This window comes from Variovorax paradoxus (genome assembly GCF_030815855.1).
Lineage (GTDB): Bacteria > Pseudomonadota > Gammaproteobacteria > Burkholderiales > Burkholderiaceae_C > Variovorax > Variovorax paradoxus_M.
The window spans coordinates 237,968-262,735 of record NZ_JAUSXG010000001.1 but is presented as its reverse complement, the minus strand read 5'-3'; the positions used below and the strand labels follow the sequence as shown (position 1 = coordinate 262,735).

Annotated in this window: 19 protein-coding genes; 10 read left to right on the top strand and 9 right to left on the bottom strand. The window is 66.3% G+C overall.

What is annotated here, in order from left to right; translation table 11 throughout:
- The first annotated feature begins 3 nt into the window (after positions 1-3).
- Positions 4-2,076 carry a TadG family pilus assembly protein gene (locus tag QFZ42_RS01160; protein ID WP_307699189.1) on the top strand — a complete coding sequence of 691 codons (2,073 nt, stop codon included), beginning with the start codon at positions 4-6 and terminating at the stop codon, positions 2,074-2,076.
- 18 nt (positions 2,077-2,094) lie between these two features.
- Positions 2,095-3,525, top strand: a complete 1,431-nt coding sequence (locus QFZ42_RS01155; RefSeq protein ID WP_307699188.1) for a sigma 54-interacting transcriptional regulator — start codon at positions 2,095-2,097, stop codon at positions 3,523-3,525.
- Positions 3,526-3,546: 21 nt separating this feature from the next.
- Here the strand turns inward: QFZ42_RS01155 and QFZ42_RS01150 are convergent, their stop codons facing one another.
- From QFZ42_RS01150 to QFZ42_RS01120, 7 genes are all read right to left on the bottom strand, one after another.
- Positions 3,547-5,103, bottom strand: a complete 1,557-nt coding sequence (locus QFZ42_RS01150; RefSeq protein WP_307699187.1) for a TolC family protein — start codon at positions 5,101-5,103, stop codon at positions 3,547-3,549.
- Entirely contained in the window at positions 5,100-6,416 is a 1,317-nt protein-coding gene (locus QFZ42_RS01145) for an HlyD family type I secretion periplasmic adaptor subunit (RefSeq protein WP_307699186.1), read from the bottom strand. The genes QFZ42_RS01150 and QFZ42_RS01145 overlap by 4 nt, the downstream gene beginning before the upstream one ends.
- Positions 6,417-6,450: 34 nt before the next feature.
- Positions 6,451-8,295, bottom strand: a complete 1,845-nt coding sequence (locus QFZ42_RS01140; protein ID WP_307699185.1) for a peptidase domain-containing ABC transporter — start codon at positions 8,293-8,295, stop codon at positions 6,451-6,453.
- Positions 8,296-8,368: 73 nt separating this feature from the next.
- Positions 8,369-8,662: a hypothetical protein gene (locus tag QFZ42_RS01135; protein ID WP_307699184.1), complete on the bottom strand. Its 294-nt coding sequence runs from the start codon at positions 8,660-8,662 to the stop codon at positions 8,369-8,371.
- Positions 8,659-11,736 carry a glutamate ligase domain-containing protein gene (locus tag QFZ42_RS01130; RefSeq protein WP_373423296.1) on the bottom strand — a complete coding sequence of 1,026 codons (3,078 nt, stop codon included), beginning with the start codon at positions 11,734-11,736 and terminating at the stop codon, positions 8,659-8,661. The genes QFZ42_RS01135 and QFZ42_RS01130 overlap by 4 nt, the downstream gene beginning before the upstream one ends.
- A 107-nt stretch (positions 11,737-11,843) precedes the next feature.
- Positions 11,844-12,347: a peptidoglycan-associated lipoprotein Pal gene (gene pal, locus QFZ42_RS01125; RefSeq protein WP_307699182.1), complete on the bottom strand. Its 504-nt coding sequence runs from the start codon at positions 12,345-12,347 to the stop codon at positions 11,844-11,846.
- 87 nt (positions 12,348-12,434) lie between these two features.
- Positions 12,435-15,596 carry a hypothetical protein gene (locus QFZ42_RS01120; RefSeq protein WP_307699181.1) on the bottom strand — a complete coding sequence of 1,054 codons (3,162 nt, stop codon included), beginning with the start codon at positions 15,594-15,596 and terminating at the stop codon, positions 12,435-12,437.
- Between the two features lie 288 nt (positions 15,597-15,884).
- On the opposite strand from QFZ42_RS01120, the gene QFZ42_RS01115 reads away from it, so the two are divergent.
- A complete protein-coding gene (locus QFZ42_RS01115) occupies positions 15,885-16,319 on the top strand; it encodes a DUF1841 family protein (RefSeq protein WP_307699180.1) in 435 nt (144 codons plus the stop codon).
- Between the two features lie 34 nt (positions 16,320-16,353).
- Here the strand turns inward: QFZ42_RS01115 and QFZ42_RS01110 are convergent, their stop codons facing one another.
- A complete protein-coding gene (locus QFZ42_RS01110) occupies positions 16,354-17,352 on the bottom strand; it encodes a LysR substrate-binding domain-containing protein (protein ID WP_307699179.1) in 999 nt (332 codons plus the stop codon).
- A gap of 107 nt (positions 17,353-17,459) precedes the next feature.
- Here QFZ42_RS01110 and pcaH point away from each other — a divergent pair, with 107 nt between their 5' ends.
- Together pcaH and pcaG are read left to right on the top strand one after the other, a co-directional pair.
- Positions 17,460-18,191 carry a protocatechuate 3,4-dioxygenase subunit beta gene (pcaH, locus tag QFZ42_RS01105; protein ID WP_307699178.1) on the top strand — a complete coding sequence of 244 codons (732 nt, stop codon included), beginning with the start codon at positions 17,460-17,462 and terminating at the stop codon, positions 18,189-18,191.
- Between the two features lie 20 nt (positions 18,192-18,211).
- Entirely contained in the window at positions 18,212-18,823 is a 612-nt protein-coding gene (gene pcaG / locus QFZ42_RS01100) for a protocatechuate 3,4-dioxygenase subunit alpha (protein ID WP_307699177.1), read from the top strand.
- Positions 18,824-18,892: 69 nt separating this feature from the next.
- Here pcaG and QFZ42_RS01095 read toward each other — a convergent pair whose 3' ends face one another.
- Positions 18,893-19,585 (bottom strand): c-type cytochrome, encoded by a 693-nt coding sequence (locus QFZ42_RS01095; RefSeq protein ID WP_307699176.1) that lies wholly within the window; start codon positions 19,583-19,585, stop codon positions 18,893-18,895.
- Positions 19,586-19,747: 162 nt separating this feature from the next.
- Between QFZ42_RS01095 and QFZ42_RS01090 the strand changes: the two genes are divergently transcribed.
- The 5 genes from QFZ42_RS01090 (at position 19,748) to QFZ42_RS01070 (ending at position 24,756) form a co-directional block, all read left to right on the top strand.
- Entirely contained in the window at positions 19,748-20,602 is an 855-nt protein-coding gene (locus QFZ42_RS01090; RefSeq protein ID WP_307699175.1) for an AAA family ATPase, read from the top strand.
- A 61-nt stretch (positions 20,603-20,663) separates the two neighbouring features.
- On the top strand, positions 20,664-20,915 hold the full coding sequence (locus QFZ42_RS01085; RefSeq protein ID WP_307699174.1) for a hypothetical protein: 252 nt from the start codon (positions 20,664-20,666) through the stop codon (positions 20,913-20,915).
- A gap of 23 nt (positions 20,916-20,938) precedes the next feature.
- On the top strand, positions 20,939-21,535 hold the full coding sequence (locus QFZ42_RS01080; protein WP_307699173.1) for a GNAT family N-acetyltransferase: 597 nt from the start codon (positions 20,939-20,941) through the stop codon (positions 21,533-21,535).
- 23 nt (positions 21,536-21,558) lie between these two features.
- Positions 21,559-22,746, top strand: a complete 1,188-nt coding sequence (locus QFZ42_RS01075; RefSeq protein WP_307699172.1) for a vWA domain-containing protein — start codon at positions 21,559-21,561, stop codon at positions 22,744-22,746.
- A gap of 72 nt (positions 22,747-22,818) precedes the next feature.
- Positions 22,819-24,756 carry an autotransporter assembly complex protein TamA gene (locus QFZ42_RS01070; RefSeq protein WP_307699171.1) on the top strand — a complete coding sequence of 646 codons (1,938 nt, stop codon included), beginning with the start codon at positions 22,819-22,821 and terminating at the stop codon, positions 24,754-24,756.
- Positions 24,757-24,768: the final 12 nt, after the last annotated feature.

Genomic DNA, 24,768 nt, shown 5'->3' with positions numbered 1-24,768 from the left:
CAGATGCGAACGATGCGGGCACTCCATCGAAGAACAGCACGGCGGCAAGGCGGGTCGGTGGTCATCACTGCGACCATCGCGTTGAGCCTTCTGGTCATCGTGCTTGTCGGCGTTGAACTGGGCTACATGTTCTTTCTGAAACGCGAGCTTCAGAAGACGGCGGATCTTGCGGCGCTGGCGGGTGCGCAGGCCTTGCTGCCCGCAAGCTGCGGCGAGGCAACCACCGCAGCAATTACGAATGGTGGAAAAAACATGCCGCAGTTGCTGACGCCGGTAACAGCAGCAGAAGTCCAATGCGGCAACTGGAACCCGACCCTGCGACCAGCGCCCCTTCACTTTGGCACGCCCGAGAGCGGGCAGATCTTCAATGCCGTGCGGGTGACGCTTACCAGGAGCGCGCCATCTCTGCTGCCGAATCTCCCCGGCAATCAGTCTTTCGCCATCAGCGTCGAAGCACTCGCGGCCAAGAAGCAGCCGCTCGCTTCACTGAGCATCCGCAGCACGATCGCAGCCATCGACTCCCAACGCTCGCTGATTTTGAACGCACTGTTCCGCGGCATGCTCGGCGGTTCGCTCGATGTGTCGGTCGCCGGCTGGCAAGGGCTGGTCGACTCCAACATCAAGCTGCTCGATTTTCTCGATCAGCTCAAGCTGGATCTCAACATCAATACCGCCAACTACGACGAAGTGCTTGGCACCGATGTGAACGCCGGCATCCTTTTGCAAAGCATGATCACGGTCATGGAACGCGGGGGCACCAGCGCCAGTATTGCGGTGCAGGCGTTGCAGCAACTTCTGACAGCATCGGCTGGGTCGCCTCAGCCCCTCACCGTCGGCGAACTGCTGAACATCGCTACCGGCACCGATGCCGCGGGTTTGCAGACCGACTTGCAGCTCTTTCAACTCGCTCAGGGTGTGGTGCAGCTTGCGAATGGCAAGAACGCGCTGGCCGCCGATCTTCCCGTGAATGTTCCCGGGGTTGCCGGTGTCACCGCCAAGGTTCGTGCAATCGAGGCACCACAAGTTTCGGCGGTCGGGGATCCTTCCTTGATCAACGCAAGTCTGGGCGTGAACGATCCCAACAAGATCTATGTGCGAACGGCGCAGATTCGATTGTTGCTTTCGCTGGACCTGAGTGAGCTGGCAACAGTTGTTTCGGACGTGGCATCCGCTGCATTGGGCGCACTGGCTCCGCTTGCCAATTTTCTGGACAGCGTCACAACACCGGGTTTCGATAACTTCGTTCCGGACCTCATCGGCATTGTTGCCTGCGGTGGAATCTTTCCCTCCTGCGCGCCGATGAAGGTCATCTACACGACACCGCTCGCTACTCCTATCGATATCAGCATCAGTTCGGGCAACGGCGCCGCCCTGGTCACTGGTCACACATGCGGGTTGAACGCCAGCAAGACACTGAACGCCCATGCATCCACCAGCCTTGCCCGAATCAACGTGGGAAAGGTGTCGAATGCGCTCTCCTCCTCGCAGCCTGCAACGGCGGAGCCGGTGGAGATTCTGGAGATCGGCTATCGCGAAGCCAAATACGATTCCTGTTTGCTCTCGTTGGTGTGCTTCGGCAAGAAATGGAAGAATGCGGCCGGCACGTTCGTGAACGACGAAACGAGTGCCAAGAAGAACATCATTTCGGGCTTGGGGCTGGTAGTCAATTCGGACGTAGGGGGAAGCGCCAGCAACCGCACCTTGACCTACACCGCGCCCGCTGCCGCAAACCTGCCCGAGATCGACGCCGCGCCGTATGACGGTTCCAGTCCTGATCCTTCATTCCAGCCGATCAGTGCTCAATCGCTGGTCCAGAGCCTAGGCCCCACACTGGCCGGCATACAAATCCAGCCGTATTCAAGCACCACCAGCGGCATCCTCGGACCGCTCCTCAACGGCACCTTGAGCCTCGTGAGTGGCCTCCTCAGCACCGTGAAGACCATCATCACGGATGCGCTCGCTCCTTTGCTCGACCCCGCAGTCAACCTGCTTCTGAACTTGCTGGGCATCGACCTCGCGAAAGCGGAAGTCGGAGCTCGGCTTTCCTGCAACCGAGGGGCCGAGCTTGTCTATTGATACACGTATTCCCCCGACATGAGCTCCCCCCCCAACTTCGACGAACTCGACCTCTTTGTCTGGGAAGGCAAGGCCGACATCCTCGACCGTATCGCGCGGTGCATGGCGAGCTTCGACGTGGAGGTGATCCGGGCCGATGGCATGCCGCCTCCGCAGCAGCAGCGCGGCACGGCGCTTCGGCCTTCGGTCGCCATCCTCAGCGTCACGGTCATCGACGGCGGAGGGCTGGCGCATGCGACCGAGCTGTTGCAGGGCATGCCGGTGATCTGGGTGGCGGCGGGCTCGCGGGACCGCGACTCTCGCACGTACCCGCCCGAGTACCTGCATGTTCTGCCGTACGACTTCACCTGCGCCGAGTTGCGCACGATGGTCGCCAAGCTGGTGCGGCAGCTGCGGGCGCGCGACGTGGCACCGCAGGCGCCCGATGTGCTGGTGGCGCATTCGGAGGCGATGCAATCGCTGCTTGCCGAAGTGACCGCCTTTGCCGATTGCAACCACAGCGTGCTGGTGCGCGGCGAAACGGGTGTGGGCAAGGAACGCATTGCGCAGCAGTTGCACCTGGGGCACCAGCACTACAGCAAGGGCGCATTCGTGGCGGTGAACTGCGGCGCGATTCCGGACGGTCTCTTCGAGTCGCTTTTCTTCGGCCATACCAAGGGCTCGTTCACCGGCGCCGTGCATGCGCATCGCGGCTATTTCGAGCAGGCGACGGGCGGCACGCTGTTCCTCGATGAGATCGGCGACTTGCCCAAGTACCAGCAGGTCAAGCTGCTGCGCGTGCTGGAAGACAACGCGGTGACGCGGCTGGGTGCCACGGCGCCGGTCCGCGTCGACTTTCGCCTGGTGGCCGCGACCAACCGCAACCTGCGCGAGATGGTGGCCAGCGGCGAATTCCGCGCCGACCTGTTCTATCGGCTCGCAGTGATCGAGCTGCATGTGCCCAGTCTCGAGGAGCGCGGCGAAGTCGACAAGATCGCGATCTTCAAGGCGCTGCTGGGCAACGTGCTGGGCGATGAACTCGAGGCGCTCGGTGAAACGCCGCACTGGCTCAGCGATGCGGTGGCCGAGACTTATTTTCCCGGCAACGTGCGGCAGCTGCGCAACCTGGCCGAGCGGGTGGGCGTGATTGCGAGGCAGCTGCATTCGTGGGACCAGAACCTGATTCAGCGCGCCATTGCGCTGACGCGCGGCACGCCGACGCCCTCGGCGAACTCGGCCGAAAGAAACGGACACAACGGCAGCGCCAACGGCGCTGCACTCGACGGCAACGGCGAGCGCAAGGGATGGAACAGCAGCGAGCGCAATCGCATCATCGCGGCGCTGGAGATCAACGACTGGAAGCGCCAGGACACCGCGCAGCACCTCGGCATCAGCCGCAAGGTGCTGTGGGAAAAGATGCGCAAGTACCAGATTCTCGACGGTGAGCCCGGCATCCCCGAGGACGCCTGAGCCCTCCTCCTCCTCCCCCGCTTAACGGGCCGCCAAGCGCGCGGCGCGGCGCAGCGGCGGGTTCGATGCCACCGCGGTGGCGCCGCGATCGGTCACCGGCTCGCTGGCGCAGCTCGCGTTGCTCGAGATGCACAGTGCGGTGAGCAGCCCGTCTTCGCTCAGTGCCGGCCGGCTCGGCGGGCCGAAGATGCGGTCGATCCAGGCGTTGCCCGCTTCGGGTTCGATGCGCAGTTCGCCGGTGGTGCGCGCCAGGCGCAGTTCGGAAATGCGCAGGTCGAACACGGCGTCGACATAGTCGAACAACAGGTTGTAGTAGTCCAGTTGTGCGTCGAGCACGGCGGGCAAGGTCTCGCGGCCGAACTCCATCAGGCGGCGCCGGCCGCGGAAAGCCTGGCCCGAGGTGCTGACCGCTTCCATCAGCTGGCGCTCGCGCTCGCGTCCAGAGACCGTGCGGGCCCATGAGGCCGATGTGAGCTCCAGCAGATTGAGCTTCACACCTTCGAGCTTCGCTTCCTGATTCGCGACTTCAGCCAATGCGGACTTCAGCCGCAATTGGCGGTCGAAGCCGTTGCCGAAGTTCCAGTTGAGCTCGAAGGCCGCGCGCGTCGGGTCCTGCGGCGACACGCCGCGCGGGTCCTTGCTCTTGACGAACACCGCGTCCACCGTCGGGTAGATGCTGGCCTCCTGCTGGTCGACGAGCGCCTGGGCCCGTGCGACGCGGCCCTTGGCTTCGGCGATTTCGGTGCTGCGTTCCTCGGCGCGGCGCAGGGCCTCTTCCTGCGAAGCGATGCGCCAGAGCGTGGGCGCCGCGAGCACGGGCAGCGAATCGGTCGCGGGCGTGAACTTGAAGTAGGTGTTGAACTTGGCGACCGCCTCGTCGCGCTGCGCCTGAAAGTCGGATTCGCGCGCGGCCACGCTGGCACGGCGCGCGGCGGCCATGTTCAGGTCGTTCTCGCCCGCGGCGCCAAGGGCAACGCGCCGGGCCTCGGCCTTCGACAACTCGGCCACCACTTCGGTGGACTTGCGCGCGATCTGCTTCTTCAGGTCGAAGCGCTGCACCTGCAGGTAGGCGGTCAGGGCGTCGAGCACCACCTTCTGCGAGGTGGTGACGACCGCTTCGTCGTCCGCCTGGTTGCCGGCCTCGGCCGCGCGCACCGCGGCGCTCATGGCGCCGCCGTCGATCAGGCTCACGCGTGCTTCGGCGGTCAGCACGGTGTAGTTCTCGGACTTGGCATTCGCCGCGCCGCTGTTGTAGTTGCCGGACGCGGTGCCCATCTTGAAGCGCGGATAACGCGCCTTCCTGGCGGCATCGACGCCGAAGCTGCTGGTGTTGGCCGCCGCCTGCGCGGTCTGCACTTCGGGGTATTCCTGCGAGAGCGCGACCAGCGCCTGCTTCACGCGCTGGGCATAGCTTGCGGCTCCGATCGACGGCATGGAAAGGCGGCGCGCCGCCACGAGTTGCGCTGGCTCCTCCTGCGCGACGGCGACGCCAGGAGGCAGCGCAAAGCCCGCGCACAGCGCTGCACAGAGAACGCCGCGGCCCATGCGGCGCCGGCCTGCCGAGTTGCTGCCCCTCATGGTTCGCGGAAGGCTTCGCGCCGAAGCTTGAGCACAGGACGAAGGATGTACCAGATGAACGGATCGGTTCCCACCTTCAGGTCGACCTCCGACTCCATGCCGGCGGTGACACGGTTCTCTTGCTGTCCCACATAGGATTGTCCGGTGCCGATCAGGATGCGGTAGTACGGCGCCGCGTTGGCAATCGCCGGATCACGGTCGGCATCGGCGGCGACGAGTGTGACCTTGCCGTCGATGGCACCGTAGCGCAGGTAGTCGTAGGCCGTGATCTTCACGCGCGCCGCCTGCCCGACTTCGACGAAGCCGCGATCGTTCGGATTCAGGCGCGCCTCGATCATGACCTCGTCCTTGTCGGGCACCACTTCCATGATGGCTTCGCCCGGCTTGATGACCCAGCCCGGGCTGGCGCTGCGCAGCCCCTTGACGATGCCATCGGCGGGCGCCTTGACGATCGTGCGCGAGCGCTGGGTGCGCGCGCGCGCGAGGTCTTCGCTCAGGCTTGCGAACTGGCGCTCCACGGTGGCGAGTTCGTCGGACGCGCGGCGCCGGAAGCGCCCTTCGGCCTCGGCCATCTTGGCCTGCGCCTCGGCGATGGCGGCGCTGGCGGAAATAGCGCCCTGGCGCGCCACGGCCAACTCGCTTCGCACGCCCTCGACCAGCCTGCGCTTCTCGAGCACCTCGACCTGGCCGACCAGCTTCTCGCTGAGCAGCTGCTCCGAAATTTCGAACTCCTTGTGCATCAGCGCCAGGCGGTCGTTCAGGCCCTTCACCTTGGCCTGCTGTTCGAGCTCCTTGCTGCGCGCCTGTTCGAGCCCCGACACCGCACCGGCCATCACGCCGCGCTGCTCGAGCGCGCGTGCTTCATACGCACCGGTTTCGCCGTCGAGCACGCTCTCGTCGATGTCGGCGGCAAAACTGTCTCGCTTGAGCGGCTTGCCGCGGCTCTCGGCCATGAGCCGGATGCGGGTGGCTTGCGTGGACGCATGGCGCGCCGCGAGCTCCTCGAAATTGAGGCCGCTGCCGCCCAGGTCGATCTCGACCAGCGACTGGCCCTGCTTCACGCGGTCGCCTTCCTTCACCAGCACGTTGCTGACGATGCCGCCTTCCAGATGCTGGATCGACTTGACGCGGTCCGACGGGATCACGCGGCCTGGCGCCACCACCACCGTCTCCATCGGAAAACCCAGCCCGACGACGGCCAGCACGGCCACCACGCCGCCGATCACCCACTGGCGGCGCCGGCCCTCGGGCGATGCATGCGCGGCGCGCTTGTGCTCTTCGTCCTGGAGTATCTGCGGCAGATCTGATTTCAAGTCGCGGTCCCTGTTTGCTCTTTGATCGACTGGCTCAAGCCATGGAACGGTTCGCCGCGGCGGCGCCCTGCGAGTGCGCATCGGCGTCGCCGTCTCCCGCGGCCGGATCGGTCAGCGCCACCAGCGCCTTCTTCACCCCGAAAAGCTTCGGCACCATCACGGCGGCCGTTCCCTGTTCGACATTGCCCTGCCCCGTGACGTGATAGACCACCGTGGCGGCCGATACGATGCGCAGCGAATGCGTCACCACCACCACGGTGCGCACCTTGGCCACCGCGAGCAGCGTGGCGAGCAGCGTGCGCTCGCTCTGGAAGTCGAGGTCGTTGCTCGGCTCGTCGAGCACCAGCACCGAGGGCTTGCGAAGGAAGCTCATGGCCAGCGCGAGCTTGCGCCGCTCGCCCACCGAAAAGCCGGTGCCGCCTTCGCCGACCACGGTGCGATAGCCATCGGTCAGCTTCGAGATGAAGTCGTGCGCGCCCGAGAGCTTGCAGGCCGCCACCACCTGCTCGTCGCTCTGCCCCGGAGCCGTGCGGCGCATGGTGTCGATCAGCGGGCCGCCGAACCAGTAGACCTCTTGCGAGAGATAGCTGATCCAGCGCGAGAGCTCTTCGCGGCCGAACTGCGACAGGTCGTACTCGCCGATGCTGATGACGCCGCGCGTGGGCGTGTACAGGCCCGACAGCAGCTTGACCAGCGTCGACTTGCCGGCGCCGTTGCGCCCGACGATCACATGCAGCCCGCCCGGCCCGATGTCGAGGTCGACGTTTTCGAGCACTGGCTTCTGCGCGGCTTCCGAGAAGCTGAAGCTCACGTCCTTGAGCGTCACGCGGCCGAGCGGCTGCGGCAGCGCCATGCCGCTCGGCGGCTTTTCGACCGGTTCGGCAAGCACTTTTTCGAGCCGCTTCGCCGCTTCCTTCGCGGCGGCCAGCGAACGCCAGCTCGAGACCAGGCCGGCCACCGGCTGCAGTGCCTTGAGGGCCAGCATGTTCGAGGCCACGAGCCCGCCGACCGTCATCCACTGCTCCATCACGGATACCGCGCCCACCGACACCACGACGACCGAGAAGACGGTCAACAGCACGGTGGTGCCGTCGCGCGCGGACTCGATCTGGCCGTTCTTGCTGAAGCTCTCGCTCAGCCAGGCGTTGTAGGTCTGGCGCCACATCTCGACCGTGGGGCCGTCGTTCGACTGCGTCTTGAGCGTTTCGCGCGCGTTGCAGATCTCCGAAGTCATGCGGTCGAGGCCGCGGCCGCGCTGCACTTCCTCGACCCGGCCGGTGCGCACTTCGTCGGCCCACCACCAGGCCAGGAAGGCCATGACGCCAAGGAACAGCACCACCACCGGCAACACCGGCAAGGCGACGATGCCGATCACCGCCAGCGCGAAGACCGCCATCGGCAAGTCGAAGATCGATTGCGCCAGCCCGCCCGTGACCGTGCCGCGCACCGACGCCACGTCGCGAAAGAACTGGTGCCAGATCGAGGCCGGCCGCGCTTCGAGCGCGCGCAACGGACGGCTCAGCATCGAATGCAGCAGCGCACCCGACACCCCATGATCGATGATGGCGCCCGCATTGCGCAGCAGGCGCGAGCGCCGCGAACGCAGCCAGAACTCGATGCACAGAAAGAACAGGATGCCGCTCACCAGGGCGGCGAGTGTCGAGATGCCGCTGCGCGAGAGCACGCGGTCGTAGACCTGAAGCAGGAAGATCGACGGCAGCAAGCCGAAGAGGCTGATCGGCAGCGAGCGCCAGGCCGCGCTCTTGACCAGCGGGTACGCCTCGCGAAAGGCCTTGTTCAGCGCAGCTGCATACGGACTCGCGCCCGGCTCTTCGGGCGCATCGGCAACCAGCTGGCTGGGCAAGAGAAACTTGATCATGGGAAATGGCCGATCCGTCGGGCAGTGACGCCTCGATGATTATCAACTGTTACCCTGTTGTTACAAGCGAAATCTACCCATGGCATCGCGGCGCCGGCGCGGACTCTGGAGGTGCCGTTCCGTCGAGGGCCGCGACAGGCTTCAGCAGGCCTGCGGCGGCCACGCAGCCTGTGGGTTTTCTGGCTCCAGCACGAGCGTCATCCATGGGCAGCCCCTTGGACAGTACGAGCGCGATGTTGGCGCACAGCAACATGCAAAGAAGCCACGCGCCGAGCAGCTGCAGCCAGCCGAGCCACCAGCGGCGGGCGGGCGCCGCCTCGGCCGCATGGCGTTGAATGGGCAGTGACACATACGCGCTGAATTTCATGGCAGTGCTTTCAAAACCCGGGCCAGCCGGGACAGGCCGACGCCCGCGGAACTCTTGGCCAGCACCCAGTCGCCCGGCTGCAGCAGGCCGCCAAGCGCGGTCGACAGATCGGACACATCGACGAACCAGTGCGACCGGACCTTGGTACGGATGCGTGCGTGCAGCGCCCGCATGAGCGGGCCGCACAGCAGCACGCGGTCGGGCTGCGAAGCGAGCAGCTCGGGCTCCAGGTCGAGGTGATGCCGTTGTGCGGCGGGGCCAAGCTCCTGCATGTCGCCGAGGATCGCCACGCGCCGCGCCGGTTCGCACGGGGCCTGCGACAGCAGCTCGAGCGCGGCGCGCATCGAACTCGGGTTGGCGTCGTAGGTTTCGTCGATCAGCTTGAAGCTGCCGCCGCCGATGTGAATGGTGTGCAGCGCACCACGCCCGCCCGGTGGCTCGAAACGCGCAAAGGGCTCCACCGCGGTGGCCAGCTTGAGGCGCATGGCCTGCAGCGCCGCGAGCGCGGCCACGGCGCTTGCCCCCATGTGGCGGCCCGGTGCGTTGAGCCTGAGCTGAAACGGCTCGCCGAGTACCAATGCCTGCACTTCGCCGTGGTCGAACGCGAGCAGCCGCACATCGGCGTCCTTGTGCTCGCCATAGGTCACGATGTGGAGCTGGTGCGCCATGGCGGCTTCGGCGAAGGTCGCGAACTCGGGAATGTCGCGGTTCAGAACGGCGCTGTCGCCCGGCGCCATGCCTTCGAAGACGCGGCTGTCCAGGCGCGCGGCCGCTTCGGACGGCCCGCGGTGTTTCAGCGAAGCGGCCGAAAGCCCCGTCACCACGGCCAGCATCGGACGCACCAGTTGCGCCGAAGCCAGCATGTGCGGTGAGCCCATCTCCAGCACCCAGTAGGCCGCGTGTCGCGGCATGCAGGTCAGGTTCCAGGCAATGCCCGAAGGCAGGCTGACGTTGCCTTCGGGCCGGCCCACCTCACCCCAGACGGCCAACGCGTCGGCGAGCATCGCGGCCACGGTGCTGCTGCCGGTGCCGCTGCCCAGCACGGCGCACACACGCCCGCCGAACTCGGTGCGCGCATGCATGCCCAGTTCCAGCACGGCCTGCAGCACGTCGGACACCTGGAGCACGGGCACGCGCTTGTCCAGGTGCGGTGCGGGGTCGGTGCACAGCACGGCGGCTGCCGGCTGCAAGACGCCTTTGAGCGCCACGGCGGCCAGCGCGGTCTTCGAAGGGCGCGCCTGGTGCTCGAACACCACGCGGCCCTTGCGCAGAAAAGAGCGCTGCGTCACGCCGGTGGCGCGCCAGCCGTCTTCCGGTTTGACGACCCAATCGCCGCCGGTTACGCGTGCCATGTCGATCGCGGTCCAGAGGGCGCCCTCATCCCTCGCGTGGCCGTTGCCGGCGCCGGGCACGGCGCGGCGCTCCAGCAGGTAGCGGTGGTAGGCCACGAATCCCGACACATATTGAGCCACGTCGTCGACGCGCACGCGGAATGCGTGATGCCGGACGAAGAACGAGCCCGCGACGACGGACGGCCGCCGGAAGTACATCGCCATCTCGGGCCAGAAGAAGCCGTTGAGCAGGTAATGGGCGCGGTACTCGAGCGCGCGGTAGAACTTTTCGGTGTCGAGCTCGTCGAGCAGGTGCCGCATGGCGGGCATGCCCTCGAGCCGCTGGAGCATCTGCTGCGCGGCCAGCATGAGCTCGAGCAACGTCGGTAGCGTGGTCTTGCGGTCGAGCACGAAGTCCAGGTAGCCGGCCACGTTCTGCAGCCCGAAGCGAAAGTACTTTTCCTGCGGGCTCCAGCGCGTGAGCTCGTTGACGCAGCAGCTCAACCCATGGTCGTGCGCCTGCCAGTGCTGGCTTGCGATGAAATGCTCGAACGCCTTCTCGACCGCGGCAAGCCATCGCGCATCGCGCGTGAGGCCATACAACCGCATCAGGCCCAGGGCCGCCTCGCCATCGAAGTAGATGGCGCTCGAGGCCTGCTTGACCGTCAGATCGGCGGCATGCAGCACGTGGTTGAAGCGGCCCGTGCCGGCGTCCTGCATCGACACGATGCCCAGCGCCAGCTTTTCGAGCAGCGGCAACCATTCGCGTGTGTCTGTTGCCTCGCAATACTTCACCCATGCGAGCACGCAGGCCGCATTGCCGCTCAGCTTGATCTCTTCATCTTCATCGACGAGGAAGGCGGCTTCGCTGCCGTCGGCGAGCTTGCGGTCCCGTATGAAGCCGTTCGCAAGATGGTCGAGCGCGCGATCGATGGCAGAACGCAGCGTGTCGTCGCGTGTGAGCTCCCATGCCTCGATCATGGCGTGAAGCACGCGCGCGTGACGGGTCGCATCGTAGGTCGGAATGCGGCTGTCGAAGCACGGAAAGTAGCCGTAGACGAAGAGCCCGTCGCCCTGGACCTGTCGCGCGAGATAGGACGCGCCGCTGCGCACGAGGTCGAGCGCCGACTGCGGATTGAGCGCGGGGGCCTGGCGCCGCCCGGCGTCGAGCCCCGTTCCCACGAGCTTGTGCACGACGCCGTCGGGCTGGCAGAAAACGCCCACCGTCGCGAGCAAATAGACCGGCCGGTCGGCCGGCAGATCGAACGTGAGCGCGCGGGCGAAGCGCGCCTGGCCGTAGACCTCGAAGTTGCGCGTGTTCACCACCGCATGCGCAACGCTCGAATCGCCATACAGCATGGCGTTGGCGTTGAGCTCCTGCTCGGTGAATGCCGTCTCGAAGTCCTTGTCGAAGGCCAGTCCGAGACGGAAGTAGTTGCGCTTGACGGCCGCGAGCTGGGCCTTGAACTGGGCCCAGTCGATCGGGCTGGCGCCTTCGACCCAGTCGATGCGCAGCCAGGGCGAGGCGATGCCGTTTTCGCACACCCAGCGCGCGACGGTTTCGGCACCTTCGCGCCACGCGGTCTCGAATTCGGCCGCGCGCGCGTGCACCACGTGCGCGCGCTGCGACCCGTCGCTGACCGAGAAGAAAAGCGTGAACGCCGGATAAGGCGCCGGCAGCGCCGCGCACACCGAGACCAGGCGCTCGTGGCAGGCGTGGAGCTGGTCGGAGAAGGACATCATTCGGCCTCGATCGAAGACGGGAGACCGATCGCGCCCGTCATCTGCTCTCGCTTCCTTGACGTGGCGGACCGAAAGCTTCCCTCGAAGGCATCGCGGTTCTCCGGATTTCAGCGGTAGCTGAACTCGGCTCGGCGATTGAGCTGATAGCCCTCCTCGGTGGTTTCAGGGGACGCGGGCTTTTCGATGCCCCAACTCACGGCCTCGATGCGCTCGGCCTGCACGCCGAGCTGCGTGAGCGCGCGCTGCACGGATTCGGCGCGGCGCTGGCCCAGCGCCAGGTTGTATTCGCGGCCGCCGCGCGAGTCGGTGTGGCCCTCGATCACCACCTTGCTGGCAGGACGGTTCCTGAGAAAGCCCGCATGCGCTTCCACGATGCTGCGGTACTGCGGCTTGACGTCGTATCTGTCGAAGTCGAAGTACACGATCTTCGCTGCGGCGGGGCTGTCCTGCACCGGCGGCGCGGGCGGAGGCGGCTCCACCTTCGCGACCGGGACGGCCTTGTTCGAGTAGTAGTACGTCGCGTCTTCGCGTCCGCTCTTGGGCCCTGTTCCGCAGGCGGCAAGGCTTGCCCCGAGCGCGACGACGGCCAGTATCCGGGAGGTGTTTTTCATGTTCGGTCCTTTTCGCGCGGGGCAGGCCGGCGAGGCCTGCCCCTTGCTTTCGTTTTTTCTTTCTTCTCCTGCTGCTGCCCTTGTTCCTTAGCCCAGCAAGCCGTGCAGGATGTTCGTGACCGGAGTCAGAACGCTGCCGGCGCCGGCTGTTTGATCGACCAGGCTCGTGATCGGGGTCACGACATCGGTCACGATCGGAGCGGATTGCTCCACGGTGTCCACCAGGCCGGCGACCGTTTCGACCACCGGCGCGAGCGTGGGTGCCGTGCCGGCCAGGATGTCGGTGACCGGTTCGGCCACCTCGGACACCGCAGCAACCACGGGCTCCAGCGTCGCGCCGACCGAGCCTGCGGCGTCGAGCACCGGGTCCAGGATGTTGGCAACCGGGTTGGTGTCGCCCAGCACGCCGCCCAGCAGGCCGCCGTTGCCGAGCAGGCTGCCGACGAGGCCCTCGTCGCCCACCAACCCGCCGAGCAGATCACCGCCGAGCAAGTCGCCGCCCAGGAGGTCGCCACCGAGCAGGTTGCCGACCACGCCGTCTTCGCCGAGCACGCCGCCAAGCAGGTCACCGCCGAGCAAGTCACCGCCCAGGAGGTCGCCTCCGAGCAATTCGCCACCGAGGAGGTCGCCGCCAAGCAGGTTGCCGACCAGGCCGTCTTCACCGAGCACACCGCCCAGCAGGTCACCGCCGAGCAAGTCACCGCCCAGGAGGTCGCCGCCAAGCAGGTTGCCGACCAGGCCGTCTTCGCCGAGTACGCCACCCAACAGGTCACCACCGAGCAGATCGCCACCCAGGAGGTCGCCGCCGAGCAGGTTGCCGACCAGGCCGTCCTCGCCCAGCACGCCGCCCAGGAGGTCACCACCGAGCAGATCGCCGCCAAGAAGGTCACCGCCGAGCAGACCGCCGACGATGCCGTCTTCGCCGAGTACGCCGCCCAGCAGGTCACCACCGAGCAGGTCGCCGCCAAGCAGGCCACCCACGAGACCGTCGTCACTCAGAAGGCCGCCCACGATGCCTTCATCGCCCAACAAGCCGCCAAGCAGGCCATCTCCGCCGAGCACGCCGCCAAGCAGGCCATCGTCAGCCAGCAGGCCACCGACGACGCCTTCGTCACCGAGCACGCCGCTCAGAAGTCCGTCGTCAGCCAGGATGCTGCCCAGCGGGCCCGTGCTGCCCAACAAGCCGCCTTCGCCAAGCAGGCCGCCTACCAGGCCTTCGTTGCCGAGAGCGCCGCCCAGCAGGCCGTCATCGCCCAACACGCCATCGGTCAAACCACCGAGCAGGCCGTCTTCGCCGCCCAGCACGCCGCCGAGCGGACCGTCTTCGATCAGGCCGCCGAACACGCCATTCGCGCCGAGCAGGTTGTCGACCACTCCTTCCTGACCCAGCAAGCCGCCGGTCAGACCTTCGCTGCCCAGCAGGCCGGCCAAGGTGCCTTCTCCGCCGAGCAAACCACCGACCAGGCCGTCACCCAGCAGCCCGCCCACCAAACCATCGGCGCCGAGCACACCACCCAGCAGGCCATCGTCGCCCAACGGTCCGCCGAGCACACCGCCCAGCAAGCCGTCATCGCCCAGCAGGCCGCCTGCGATGCCGTCTTCGCTCAGCACGTTGTTCAACAGGCCGCCGACGGCGCTGTCTTCTCCGATGAGGTTGCCGAGAGCACCGTCTTCCGCGAGAAGGCCACCCACCAGACCGTCTTCGCTCATCAGCGTGGTGACCAGGCTGTCATCTCCAAACACGCCGTCGACGACGTTGCCGATGACGCCGCCTTCGCCAACGAGGTCCTGGAGGACGCCGTCCAGACCCAGCGCCGCGGTCGCGCCGATCAGAATGCCGTCGTCGCCCACGAGGTTGTCGAGACCGTTCTGCAGTGCGTCCGTGAGGTGGTCGACCTGGTCGACCAGCGCATCGGTGGCGCCTTCGCCCAGAAGAGCATCGATGACCGGGCTTGCCACGCCGCCCACGCCGTCGACAACGGTTTCGGCGAAATCGTCGACCGGGTCGAACTGGTTCGGATCGTTGCGCGTGAAGTCCTCGCCGAGCACCGGGGACACCAGGTTGTCGACGAGGTCGGTCGTGCTGTCGATCACACCCGGCACCGGGTTGAGAGAACCACCGAGGCCCAGGTTGTCGTCTGTCGAGCCGACTGCGCCGTCAAGAAGGTCATCGCCCGGGTTGAGGAGTCCACTGCCATCGGCATCGGAGTCCGAGTCGGCATCTGCATCTGCATCTGCATCTGCATCTGCATCTGCGTCGGCGTCTGCGTCGGCATCGGCATCGGCATCGGCATCGGCATCCGCATCGGCGTCAGCGTCAGCATCCGCATCGGCGTCGGCATCGGCATCGGCATCGGCGTCGGCGTCGGCATCGGCATCGGCATCGGCATCGGCATCGGCATCGGCGTCAGCATCGGCATCGGCATCGGCATCGGCATCGGCATCGGCGTCAGCATCGGCATCGGCATCGGCGTCAGCATCGGCATCGGCATCGGCATCGGCATCGGCGTCAGCATCGGCGTCTGCGTCTGCGTCTGCGTCTGCGTCTGCGTCTGCGTCGGCATCGGCATCCGCATCACCGTCCGCATCGGCATCCGCATCAGCGTCGGCGTCCGCATCGGCATCTGTGTCACCGCCGCCGACGAAGAACGGAACCGTTCCGCCGTCGCCGCCGCCGCCACCGCCGAGAGCGGCACCCAGCCCGGCGGCGCCCAGTGCGCCGAGCGCGAATTCGCCCAGTCCAAGACCGCTACCGGCAGCGACCTTCTTGGTGACGGCCAGCGCGGCCGCATCGGCGTCGCTGTCGGGGGGCGTCACTTGCAGGTCGCCCGAAGCGACGTCGACATTCACTTGCTCGAGGCCGCCGGGCAGCTTGGTCGAGCCGATGGTGGCGTCGGTGCCGCCGGTGAAGACGCCGGCCAGCGGCGCCTTGTTGGTGGCCGAGCCGGGGAACAGGACGTTGGCCTGGCCGCCTTCGGGAACGATCACGCGGTCGCCCGCAAGCAATGTCTGGTTGCCGTCCACCGGAATGCGGACGCCTTCGCGCATCACCGCGACACCCGGCGTAGCATTGGACAATGTGCCTATGCCGGCGGGTCCCGCAACGGCGGCAGGTGCCGACGAGCCCACTGCGGCGGGTGCGCCCAGCGGAGTGACGGTGGCTTGAGCGATGACCACGGGAGCCACGCCACTGGCGGCGAGTCCTTCGGTCGAAACGGTCGAAACGGTCGATGCTTGCGGTGCGTTCATGGGGGCCCCTGTGTGACAAAAGATGCATGTACAGGGGCAACTGGCGTGCCAATTCGTTAACAGTTGTTCGCCACGGTACCAAGAACGAGGCAAGTCGTTGATTTATATAGATATTTTTTCGTTTCAGGGGCGAGGCGCCGCGCTGAAAACGCCCCTTGCGAGGGTCTTTTAGCCGTTCGTTACGTAACGATGTAACGTCGTGCTACCGGAACATCGGGCGTGTTTCGGGCCCCTCCACACGCGCATCTCCCCACCTTTCTCTTCTCCCTCTCGGCTCCTCATATAGATATGTTCAACCCCTCCCAGGAAGACGTGCGCCGCTTCTTCTGCGACGTGTATGCGAAGCACCGGCAAGGCCTGCCGATGGAAGCCCTCGAGACGATTGCCGCGGGATGGATCGACGCGCATCCCGAATACCACGAGGACCTGGCCGATGCCGATGCGGCAGTTGCGCGCGTGTACGACGGCTCGAGCGGCCGAGAGAACCCGTTTCTGCATCTGTCGATGCATCTCTCGATCAGCGAGCAATGCTCGATCGACCAGCCGCGCGGCATCCGCCAGGCCGTGGAGTTGCTGGCTGCCCGCCGCGGTTCGCTGCTCGATGCGCATCACGAGGCGATGGAATGCCTCGGGCAAATGATGTGGGAGAGCCAGCGAGCCGGCCGCGCGCCCGACGGCGAAGGCTATGTCGCGTGCGTGCAACGCCGCGCAACAAAGGATTGATCGACTCGCCCCCAGGCTTCGCGCATTTCGCGGATCAAGCCAGCGGCTTTTTCAGGGATCGGGTGGGAGGCGCGCCCTGCTGCTTCGCGCCTTCGCGCAGCAGCGCGGCCATGGCGCCGCGCAGGGCCGAGGGCTCGGACTCGCTGCGCAGCAGCAGGCCCACGGGCTCGTCGGTGCCGGCGGTTTCGATGCGCAGCCTGACGAGACGCTCGTCAGCCAGCTCGCCGCGCGCGGCGCCGAGCGGCGTGATCCAGACCGCATCGGAAACCGCCAGCAGGCCGCGCGCCACCGCCACGTCGAGCGTCTGCAACGCGTTGGCGGGCAGCGCCAAGCCGCGCGCCGACAAAAAACTTTCGGTGTTGTGGCGCGGGATCGTGCCTTCGCCATACACGACGAGCGGATAGTCCAGCACCGCCTGTACCGACACCGCGCGCGCAGACCGACCCGCGAGCGGATGGCCCGCGCGCACGGCGAACACCAGCGGCTCGGTGTAGAGCAGTTCGAAGCTGAGCCCGCCCATCAGCCGCGGGTCGCTCATGCGGCCTACCACCAGGTCGACTTCGCCCGCGCGCAGCTCGTCGAGCAGCACCGGATTGGCCGCGCTCTTGACCACGATCTGCACCGCGGGCCAGCGCTCGCGAAAGCGCGCGAGCGCCGTGGGCAGCAGCGCAGGCGCCACGCTCGGCAGCGCGCCGATGCGCAGCCGCTCGACGCGCTCGCCCGAAGTCGGGGCCACGGCCTGCGCGCTGGCGTCGAGCGCCTCGAGCACGCGCAGGGCGTGGGCCAGCAGCTGCTCGCCGGCCGGTGCGAGCCCCTGCACGCCGCGGCGGCCGGCCTTGCTGCGTTCGACCAGGCGCGTCCCGACGATGGCTTCGAGTTCGGCCAGCGTCTTGGAGACCGCCGGCTGACTCAGCGAAAGCCGCTCGGCGGCGCGCGCCAAATGGCGCTCCTGCGCCACCGCCACGAGGCAGCGCAAGTGGCGCAATTGCACGTTGCGCAGAAAATCCTGGCGAAGGTCGGCGGGGTTTTTCAATTACCGTTGGTTATTCAGAACGAATCAATCTTCAATTTACATCATCGGATGGGACTTCTAAAGTTCGGCTTCCGGATTCGATTCGTCCCACGACAGGAGACAACGACATGTTGACCCCCACGCAAACCAAGGCGCCCTCCGCCATCCTCACGCCGCGCGACTGGGAAGCCCACCCTTCTTACGTCTACCCCGGCTACAAATCCACGGTGAAGCGCGGCCCGCAAAAGCCGCTGGTTCCGCTGAAAGCCTCACTGGGCGAGCTGCAGCAGCCGGTCTACGGCCATGACAGCATTGGTGAGTTCGATCACGACCTGACGCGCAATGCGCGCAAGAACGGCGAGCCGCTGGGCGAACGCATGATCCTGACCGGCCAGGTGCTCGACGAGCGCCGCCGCCCGGTGGCCAACACGCTGGTGGAGCTCTGGCAGGCCAATGCCTCGGGCCGCTATGTGCACAAGGTCGACCAGCACGATGCGCCGCTCGACCCCAACTTTCTGGGCGCGGGCCGCTGCTTGACGGACAGCGAAGGCCGCTACCGCTTTCTCACCATCAAGCCCGGCGCCTACCCCTGGGGCAACCATCCCAATGCTTGGCGCCCGCAGCACATCCACCTCTCGCTGTTCGGCCAGAGTTTTGCCAGCCGCCTCGTCACGCAGATGTATTTCCCGGGCGATCCGCTGCTGCAGTACGACCCGATGATCACCGGCACGCCCGAGCGCTACCGCAACCGCCTGATCGCCGATTTCAGCCTCGACATCACCGAGGAAGGCTACGCGCTGGGCTATCAGTTCGACATCGTGCTGCGCGGCGCCGACGAAACGCCGTTCGAGAACCGCTGAGCCAGAAGGAGACACACACCATGACGTTGATGAGCGCCCAGGAAGCCGACTTCGGCCAGACCCCCTCCCAGACCGTCGGCCCCTACTTCGCCTACGGCCTTACGGCCACGCAATACGGCTACGACTTCAACCAGCCTTTCGACGCGGTCGTGGCGCTGGACAACGCCGCCGGCGAGCGCATCCGGCTCGAGGGCCGCGTGATCGACGGCGACGGCAACCCGATCGGCGATGCGCTGGTCGAGATCAGCCAGGCCGACGGCGAAGGCAACTATCCGCAAACCCCGGCCGAGGCGCGCGACATCGGCTTTCGCGCCTTCGGGCGCACCGGCACGGGTACCGATTCGCAGAACCGTTTTGTCTTCCACACCGTGAAGCCGGGTGCCGAAACACCGGGCGAAGCCCCGCACATCAACGTGATCGTGCTGATGCGCGGGCTGCTGCTGCATGCGTTCACGCGCGTGTACTTCAGCGACGAGGCCGAGGCCAATGCCAAAGACGCCGTGCTGGCCAGCGTGCCGGCCGAGCGCCGCCACACGCTGGTTGCGGAGCGCGTGGAACAAGGCGGCGCGGTGAGCTACCGCTTCGACATCCGCATGCAGGGCGCGGACGAGACGGTGTTCTTCGACGTCTGAACCACAACTGGCCCCGCAAACAAGAAAGCCCGCTCGATGCGGGCTTTCTTCATGGGGCGGCTGCAGCGCTTACTGCGGAGCGCGGTGGATGCGCGATTCCGGCACTGTCTTGAGTTCGCCGGGCAGCGAGCTGATGTAGCTGGCGAGCGTCTTGAGTTCGGCGTTGGTGAACTTCTTGGGCTCGACCTGCTGCGCCATGACCGCGTTCGAACGGCCCAGGTGCAGGTTGTTCTTGACGCGGTACGACTTGAGCGCCACGAAGAGGTAGTCGGCATGCTGGCCGGCCAGCTTGGGTACCGTGCCGTCGTTCGGCGTGTTGAAGTTGGCGCCGTGGCACTTGGTGCAGCTGTTGTCCTTGTCGCGCGACACCAGCGCCTGCACGTTGTCGGGCATGGGCTTGGCCAGCGCGGCCGGCGGTGCATCGCCTTCCTTCAGGCCCAGCTGGCTGTAGTAGGCGGCCAGGTCGGCGATGTCCTGCTCGCTCAGGCTGTCGGCAATCGCGCGCATGGTGGGGTGCTTGCGGTCGCCGCCCTTGTAGGCGGTGAGGGCCGAGACGATGTAGCTGGCGCTCTGGCCGGCAATCATCGGCACCTTGTGGATCTCCGGAAAGCTGGCCTGGTAGCCGATGATGCCGTGGCAACCCACGCACATCGCTACCTTCTTGGAACCGTCCTGGGCCTTGCCCGTGACTTGCTGGGCTTGCGCTGAGACCGTCACGCAAGCGACAGCGAAGGCAAACATCGTGGTCAACAACTTGTTCATTTTGCGCGCACAATCTCGTGGAGCTACAGTTTTTCGAATCAACATTCGATTATATGCAAGGGTCTCCCGGGACCCCCGGCAAGCCCCCCAAGAGGCTGCGCGGATCGAATCGAGTGTGTTCTTTTCTCCACCCTGCCTTCTCACCTTGCCTCCCGTCCACTCATGAAATTCAAGGGCTCAGACAACTACGTCGCTACCCAGGACCTGATGCTGGCCGTCAATGCCGCCATCACCCTCAAGCGCCCGCTGCTCGTCAAGGGCGAACCCGGCACGGGCAAGACCATGCTGGCGGAGGAAGTGGCCGAGGCGCTCGGCCTGCCGCTCTTGCAGTGGCACATCAAGTCGACCACCAAGGCGCAGCAGGGCCTCTACGAGTACGACGCGGTGAGCCGCCTGCGCGACTCGCAGCTCAAGGACGTCGACGGCGGCGAGCGCGTCAAGGACATCCAGAACTACATCGTCAAGGGCGTGCTCTGGCAGGCCTTCACGGCCGACCAGCCGGTGGCGCTTCTCATCGACGAGATCGACAAGGCCGACATCGAATTCCCGAACGACCTGCTGCGCGAAATCGACCGCATGGAGTTCTACTGCTACGAGACGCGCGAGCTCATCCGCGCCAAGCACCGGCCGGTGGTCTTCATCACCTCCAACAACGAGAAGGAGCTGCCCGACGCCTTCCTGCGCCGCTGCTTCTTCCACTACATCAAGTTCCCCGACGCCGAGACGATGAAAAGCATCGTGGCGGTGCACTTCCCCGGCCTCAAGCAGGAACTGCTCACGGCCGCGATGAAGACCTTCTACGACGTGCGCAACCTGCCCGGCCTCAAGAAGAAGCCTTCCACCTCCGAGCTGCTCGACTGGCTCAAGCTGCTGGTGGCCGAGGACATTCCGCTCGAAGCCCTGCAGAGCAAGGACGACAAGGTGGCCGTGCCGCCGCTGGTGGGCGCGCTGCTCAAGAACGAACAGGACGTGACGCTGTTCGAGAAGCTCGTCTTCATGCAGCGCAACAACCGATGAGCCCCCGCCCGGCCGTTTCGAAGAGGGCTCGCGCCGCAGTGCGAAGCACGGGGGTTGCCTTATGAGCCAGCAGCAGGCACCGCACCCCGTCGGCCAGCTGCTCAAGCTGGGCGTGGCCCAGGCCGTGCTGTTCGTCGCGGGTGCGCTGCTCGGCCGCTGGATCGGGCTCCAGCTCGGCCTCGATGCCTTCGGCCCCAACGGCTACGGCAACCGCGAGATCTTCGGCATTCTGCTGATCGGCGTGGGCGGCGGCGGTGGCGTGCAACTGGCGCGCGCCTGGTACGACCGCAAGTACGGCAAGCCGCCGCGCTGAAAAATTCCGAAGAGGTTGAAAAGATGGCGTTCGTCGAACCTGTCACGCTGAAGGCGCGCGACCTGGCCCTGGTGCCGCTCTCGCTCGGCCATGAAGAAGGCCTGCGCGCCGCCGCGGCCGACGGCGAGCTCTGGAAGCTGCGCGTCACCTCCGTGCCGGAGCCGCACGAAACCCGCGCCTACATCGAAACCGCGCTGCAGGGCCGTGAAGCCGGCCACCGCTTCGCGTTTGCCGTGACCGAGGCCGAAACCGGCACCGTGCTCGGCAGCACCAGCTTTCACGACATCCTGCCGGGCGTGAAGCGCGTGGAGATCGGCTACACCTGGTATGCCAGGCGCTGCCAGCGCACGCACGTCAACACCACCTGCAAGCTGCTCATGTTGACGCATGCCTTCGATACCCTCGGCTGCAATGTGGTGGGCTGGCGCACCGACAATTTCAACTTCGCTTCGCAGCAGGCAATCGAGCGGCTCGGCGCAAGAAAAGACGGCGTGATTCGCGGGCACGCGATGCGCCGCGACGGCACCATCCGCGACACCGTCATGTACAGCCTGCGCGCGGGCGAGTGGCCCGAGGTGAAGGCCCAGCTGCTCTACCTGCTCGACAAGCCGCGAAGCTGAAGAGAAGCCCAAGGAAAGCCGCCATGCTGATCGATTTCTTCTACACGCTGCGTTCGGCCAAGCTGCCGGTGTCGGTCAAGGAATACCTCACGCTGCTCGAGGCGCTGCAGGCCGACGTGGTGGGACCGAACTCCGACGGTGCCTACGGCCTCGACGACTTCTACTATCTCTCGCGCACCGCGCTGGTCAAGGACGAGAAGCACTACGACAAGTTCGACCGCGCCTTCGCCGCCTATTTCAAGGGCGTGGAGATGCTCACCGACTTCACCAAGGAAGTGCCGCTCGACTGGCTCAAGAAAACGCTGGAGCGCGAGTTCACCGCCGAAGAGAAAGCCAAGATCGAGAAGATGGGCTGGGACGAGCTCATGGAAACGCTCAAGAAGCGCTTCGAAGAGCAGAAGGAGCGCCACGAGGGCGGCAGCAAGTGGATCGGCACCGGCGGCACTTCGCCCTTCGGCCACGGCGGATACAACCCGCAAGGCATTCGCATCGGCGGCGCGGGCAAGAACAAGAGCGCCGTGAAGGTGTGGGACCAGCGCGCCTACAAGGACTACGACGACAGCCAGGAACTCGGCACGCGCAACATCAAGGTGGCGCTGCGCCGGCTGCGCAAGTTCGCGCGCGAAGGCCATGAGGAAGAGCTGGACCTGGACGACACCATCCACTCGACCGCGGCCAATGCCGGCTACCTCGACATCAAGATGCGGCCCGAGCGCCACAACAACGTCAAGGTGCTGCTGCTGATGGACGTGGGCGGCACCATGGATGAGCACATCCAGCGCGTCGAGGAACTGTTCTCGGCCGTGAAGACCGAGTTCAAGCACCTGGAGTTCTATTACTTCCACAACTGCGTGTACGACTTCATGTGGAAGAACAACAAGCGCCGCTTCTCCGAGAAGTTCGCCACCTGGGACATCCTGCGCAAGTACAACAAGGACTACAAGCTCATCTTCGTCGGCGACGCGACCATGAGCCCCTACGAAATCCTGCAGCCCGGCGGCAGCGTCGAATACAACAACGAAGAGGCCGGCGCCGAGTGGATCCAGCGCCTGACGCACGCCTTTCCGAAGTTCGCGTGGGTCAACCCCGAGCCCCAGGGCGTGTGGCAGTACCGGCAGAGCATCGCGGTGATGCAGCAGCTCATGTCCAACCGCATGTACCCGCTCACGCTGCGGGGCCTCGAAGAAGCGATGCGAATGCTTTCGAAGTAAGGCGGCGTGGGTCGGGCAGACCTGTTTCCGGATGCTTCCGGAGCACGCGTGCCTTGCTGTCAAAATCCGCCCATGTTCAGGGTGGTTCCAGTCTTTGCGCCGGCATGGTTGCCGGCTTTGCTTTTTTGCGGCGTCCTGCTTTTGCAGGGATGCAGCCTGCTGCCGAAAAAAGAAGCCAACGCCGACGCCCCGGCGCCGACCCTTGTGCGCAACGGCGACACCGCGGGCGCGGCAAGTGACGAGACCGCGAAAGGCAGCGACAAGCGTGCCCGGCGCGACGCCTTCACTGTCGAAGTCCGCGGGCCGGACACCGTGCGCGACTACCTTGCATTGCACCTGGACATCCAGCGCTACCGCACGCTCGACGACCTCGGTGCGACCGAGATTTCGCGGCTCATGGTGGCGGCGGAAGCCAATGCCCGCGAGCTGCTCGGCACCCTGGGCTATTTCACGCCCACGCTGACGCTCGAGCTCAACGAGACGCCGGCCAGCACCAAGGCCCCGCGCGAGATCGTCATCACCGTGGCGCCCGGCGAGCTCACCCGCGTGAGCACCGTGCAGATCAGCTACGGCGGCCAAATCGCCAGCGACCCCACCGCCGAGGCCCAGCGCGATTCGATCCGCACCGACTGGGCACTGCGCGCGGGCCAGCCTTTCACGCAGCAAGGCTGGGACAACGCCAAGACCACGGCCTTGCGCAGCCTGACCGCCAAGCGCTTCCCCACCGGCAGCATCGAGATAAGCCGCGCCGAGGTCGATGCCGACCGGCAGGAGGTGCGGCTCAGCGTCACCTACCAGTCGGGCCCGGCCTACCGCTTCGGCCCGCTCGTGCTGCGCGGCGTCGAACGCTACGACGCCGACGCCGCGCGCCGCATCGCGCAGCTTCCCACCGGCACCGGCTACGACCAGCAGAAGCTGCTCGACGCCCAGCAGCGCCTGGCCAGCAGCGGCTACTACGACTCGGTGTTCCTCACGCTCGACACCGAGAGCGGCGCGCCGCTGGCGGCTCCCGTGATCGCGCAATTGCGCGAAGCCCCGATGCAGAAGGTGGTGCTGGGCGCCGGCTTCACCACCGACAACGGGCCGCGGCTTTCCGTCGACCACATCCACAACCGGCTGCCGCTGCTCGGCTGGCGTGCCGTGTCGCGCCTGTCGGTGGACCGCGACATCAAGTCGCTGGGGACCGAGTGGAACGCCATTCCCGACGACACCGGCTGGCGCTGGTTTGCAGGTGCCGAACTCAAGAGCGAAACCTCGGGCAGCTATGTGGTCGACAGCGGCCGCGTGCGCAGCGGACGCAACAAGTCGAGCGGCCACATCGACCGCAGCTACTTCCTGCAGTACGACTACGCGCAGAACCGCGGCACCAACGCCCCGCCCTCGGCCTCCGCCGTGACCGCCAACTGGGGCTGGACCGGGCGCTATTTCGACGACAATGCCGCGCCCACGCGCGGCTACGGCCTGGCACTCGAGCTCGCCGCGGGCTACACGCTGACCGGCGAGCAACTGCCCTTCACGCGCACCTATGCGCGCTGGCTCGGCGTGCTGCCGCTGGGCTTTGCGGACGGCCGCGACGCCGCCACGCTGGCGCGGCGCAGCCGGTTCCAGCTGCGGGCCGAAGCCGGCGCGGTGAGCGCCAAGGACAGCGCACAGATCCCTTCCACGCTGATGTTCCTGACCGGCGGCGACACCACGGTGCGCGGCTACAGCTACCGCCAGATCGGCACCGTGCGCAGCGACGGCCAGATCGTGGCCGGCCGCTACCTCGGTGTCGTGAGCGCCGAATGGCAGCGTCCCTTCGTCTACAAGGACAAGCTCACCGAATGGGAGAGCGTGGTGTTCGTCGACGCCGGTGCCGTGGCCGACAAGCCCGGTGAGCTCAAGCCGAAGGTCGGTGTGGGCGTGGGTGCCCGCTGGCGCAGCCCGGTCGGGCCGGTGCAGGCCGACCTTGCCTACGGCGTGGACACGAAGAAGTTCCGCCTGCACTTCCGCCTCGGCTTCACCTTCTGACAGCGTTTTCCA

What these genes read in the sequence shown, in the direction of transcription:
- QFZ42_RS01160 (WP_307699189.1), top strand. Translation starts at nt 4, where the DNA reads ATGCGAACGATGCGGGCACTCCATCGAAGAACAGCACGGCGGCAAGGC.
- QFZ42_RS01155 (WP_307699188.1), top strand. Translation starts at nt 2,095, where the DNA reads ATGAGCTCCCCCCCCAACTTCGACGAACTCGACCTCTTTGTCTGGGAA.
- QFZ42_RS01150 (WP_307699187.1), bottom strand. Translation starts at nt 5,103, where the DNA reads ATGAGGGGCAGCAACTCGGCAGGCCGGCGCCGCATGGGCCGCGGCGTT.
- QFZ42_RS01140 (WP_307699185.1), bottom strand. Translation starts at nt 8,295, where the DNA reads ATGATCAAGTTTCTCTTGCCCAGCCAGCTGGTTGCCGATGCGCCCGAA.
- QFZ42_RS01135 (WP_307699184.1), bottom strand. Translation starts at nt 8,662, where the DNA reads ATGAAATTCAGCGCGTATGTGTCACTGCCCATTCAACGCCATGCGGCC.
- QFZ42_RS01130 (WP_373423296.1), bottom strand. Translation starts at nt 11,736, where the DNA reads ATGATGTCCTTCTCCGACCAGCTCCACGCCTGCCACGAGCGCCTGGTC.
- pal (WP_307699182.1), bottom strand. Translation starts at nt 12,347, where the DNA reads ATGAAAAACACCTCCCGGATACTGGCCGTCGTCGCGCTCGGGGCAAGC.
- QFZ42_RS01120 (WP_307699181.1), bottom strand. Translation starts at nt 15,596, where the DNA reads ATGAACGCACCGCAAGCATCGACCGTTTCGACCGTTTCGACCGAAGGA.
- QFZ42_RS01115 (WP_307699180.1), top strand. Translation starts at nt 15,885, where the DNA reads ATGTTCAACCCCTCCCAGGAAGACGTGCGCCGCTTCTTCTGCGACGTG.
- pcaH (WP_307699178.1), top strand. Translation starts at nt 17,460, where the DNA reads ATGTTGACCCCCACGCAAACCAAGGCGCCCTCCGCCATCCTCACGCCG.
- pcaG (WP_307699177.1), top strand. Translation starts at nt 18,212, where the DNA reads ATGACGTTGATGAGCGCCCAGGAAGCCGACTTCGGCCAGACCCCCTCC.
- QFZ42_RS01095 (WP_307699176.1), bottom strand. Translation starts at nt 19,585, where the DNA reads ATGAACAAGTTGTTGACCACGATGTTTGCCTTCGCTGTCGCTTGCGTG.
- QFZ42_RS01090 (WP_307699175.1), top strand. Translation starts at nt 19,748, where the DNA reads ATGAAATTCAAGGGCTCAGACAACTACGTCGCTACCCAGGACCTGATG.
- QFZ42_RS01085 (WP_307699174.1), top strand. Translation starts at nt 20,664, where the DNA reads ATGAGCCAGCAGCAGGCACCGCACCCCGTCGGCCAGCTGCTCAAGCTG.
- QFZ42_RS01080 (WP_307699173.1), top strand. Translation starts at nt 20,939, where the DNA reads ATGGCGTTCGTCGAACCTGTCACGCTGAAGGCGCGCGACCTGGCCCTG.
- QFZ42_RS01075 (WP_307699172.1), top strand. Translation starts at nt 21,559, where the DNA reads ATGCTGATCGATTTCTTCTACACGCTGCGTTCGGCCAAGCTGCCGGTG.
- QFZ42_RS01070 (WP_307699171.1), top strand. Translation starts at nt 22,819, where the DNA reads ATGTTCAGGGTGGTTCCAGTCTTTGCGCCGGCATGGTTGCCGGCTTTG.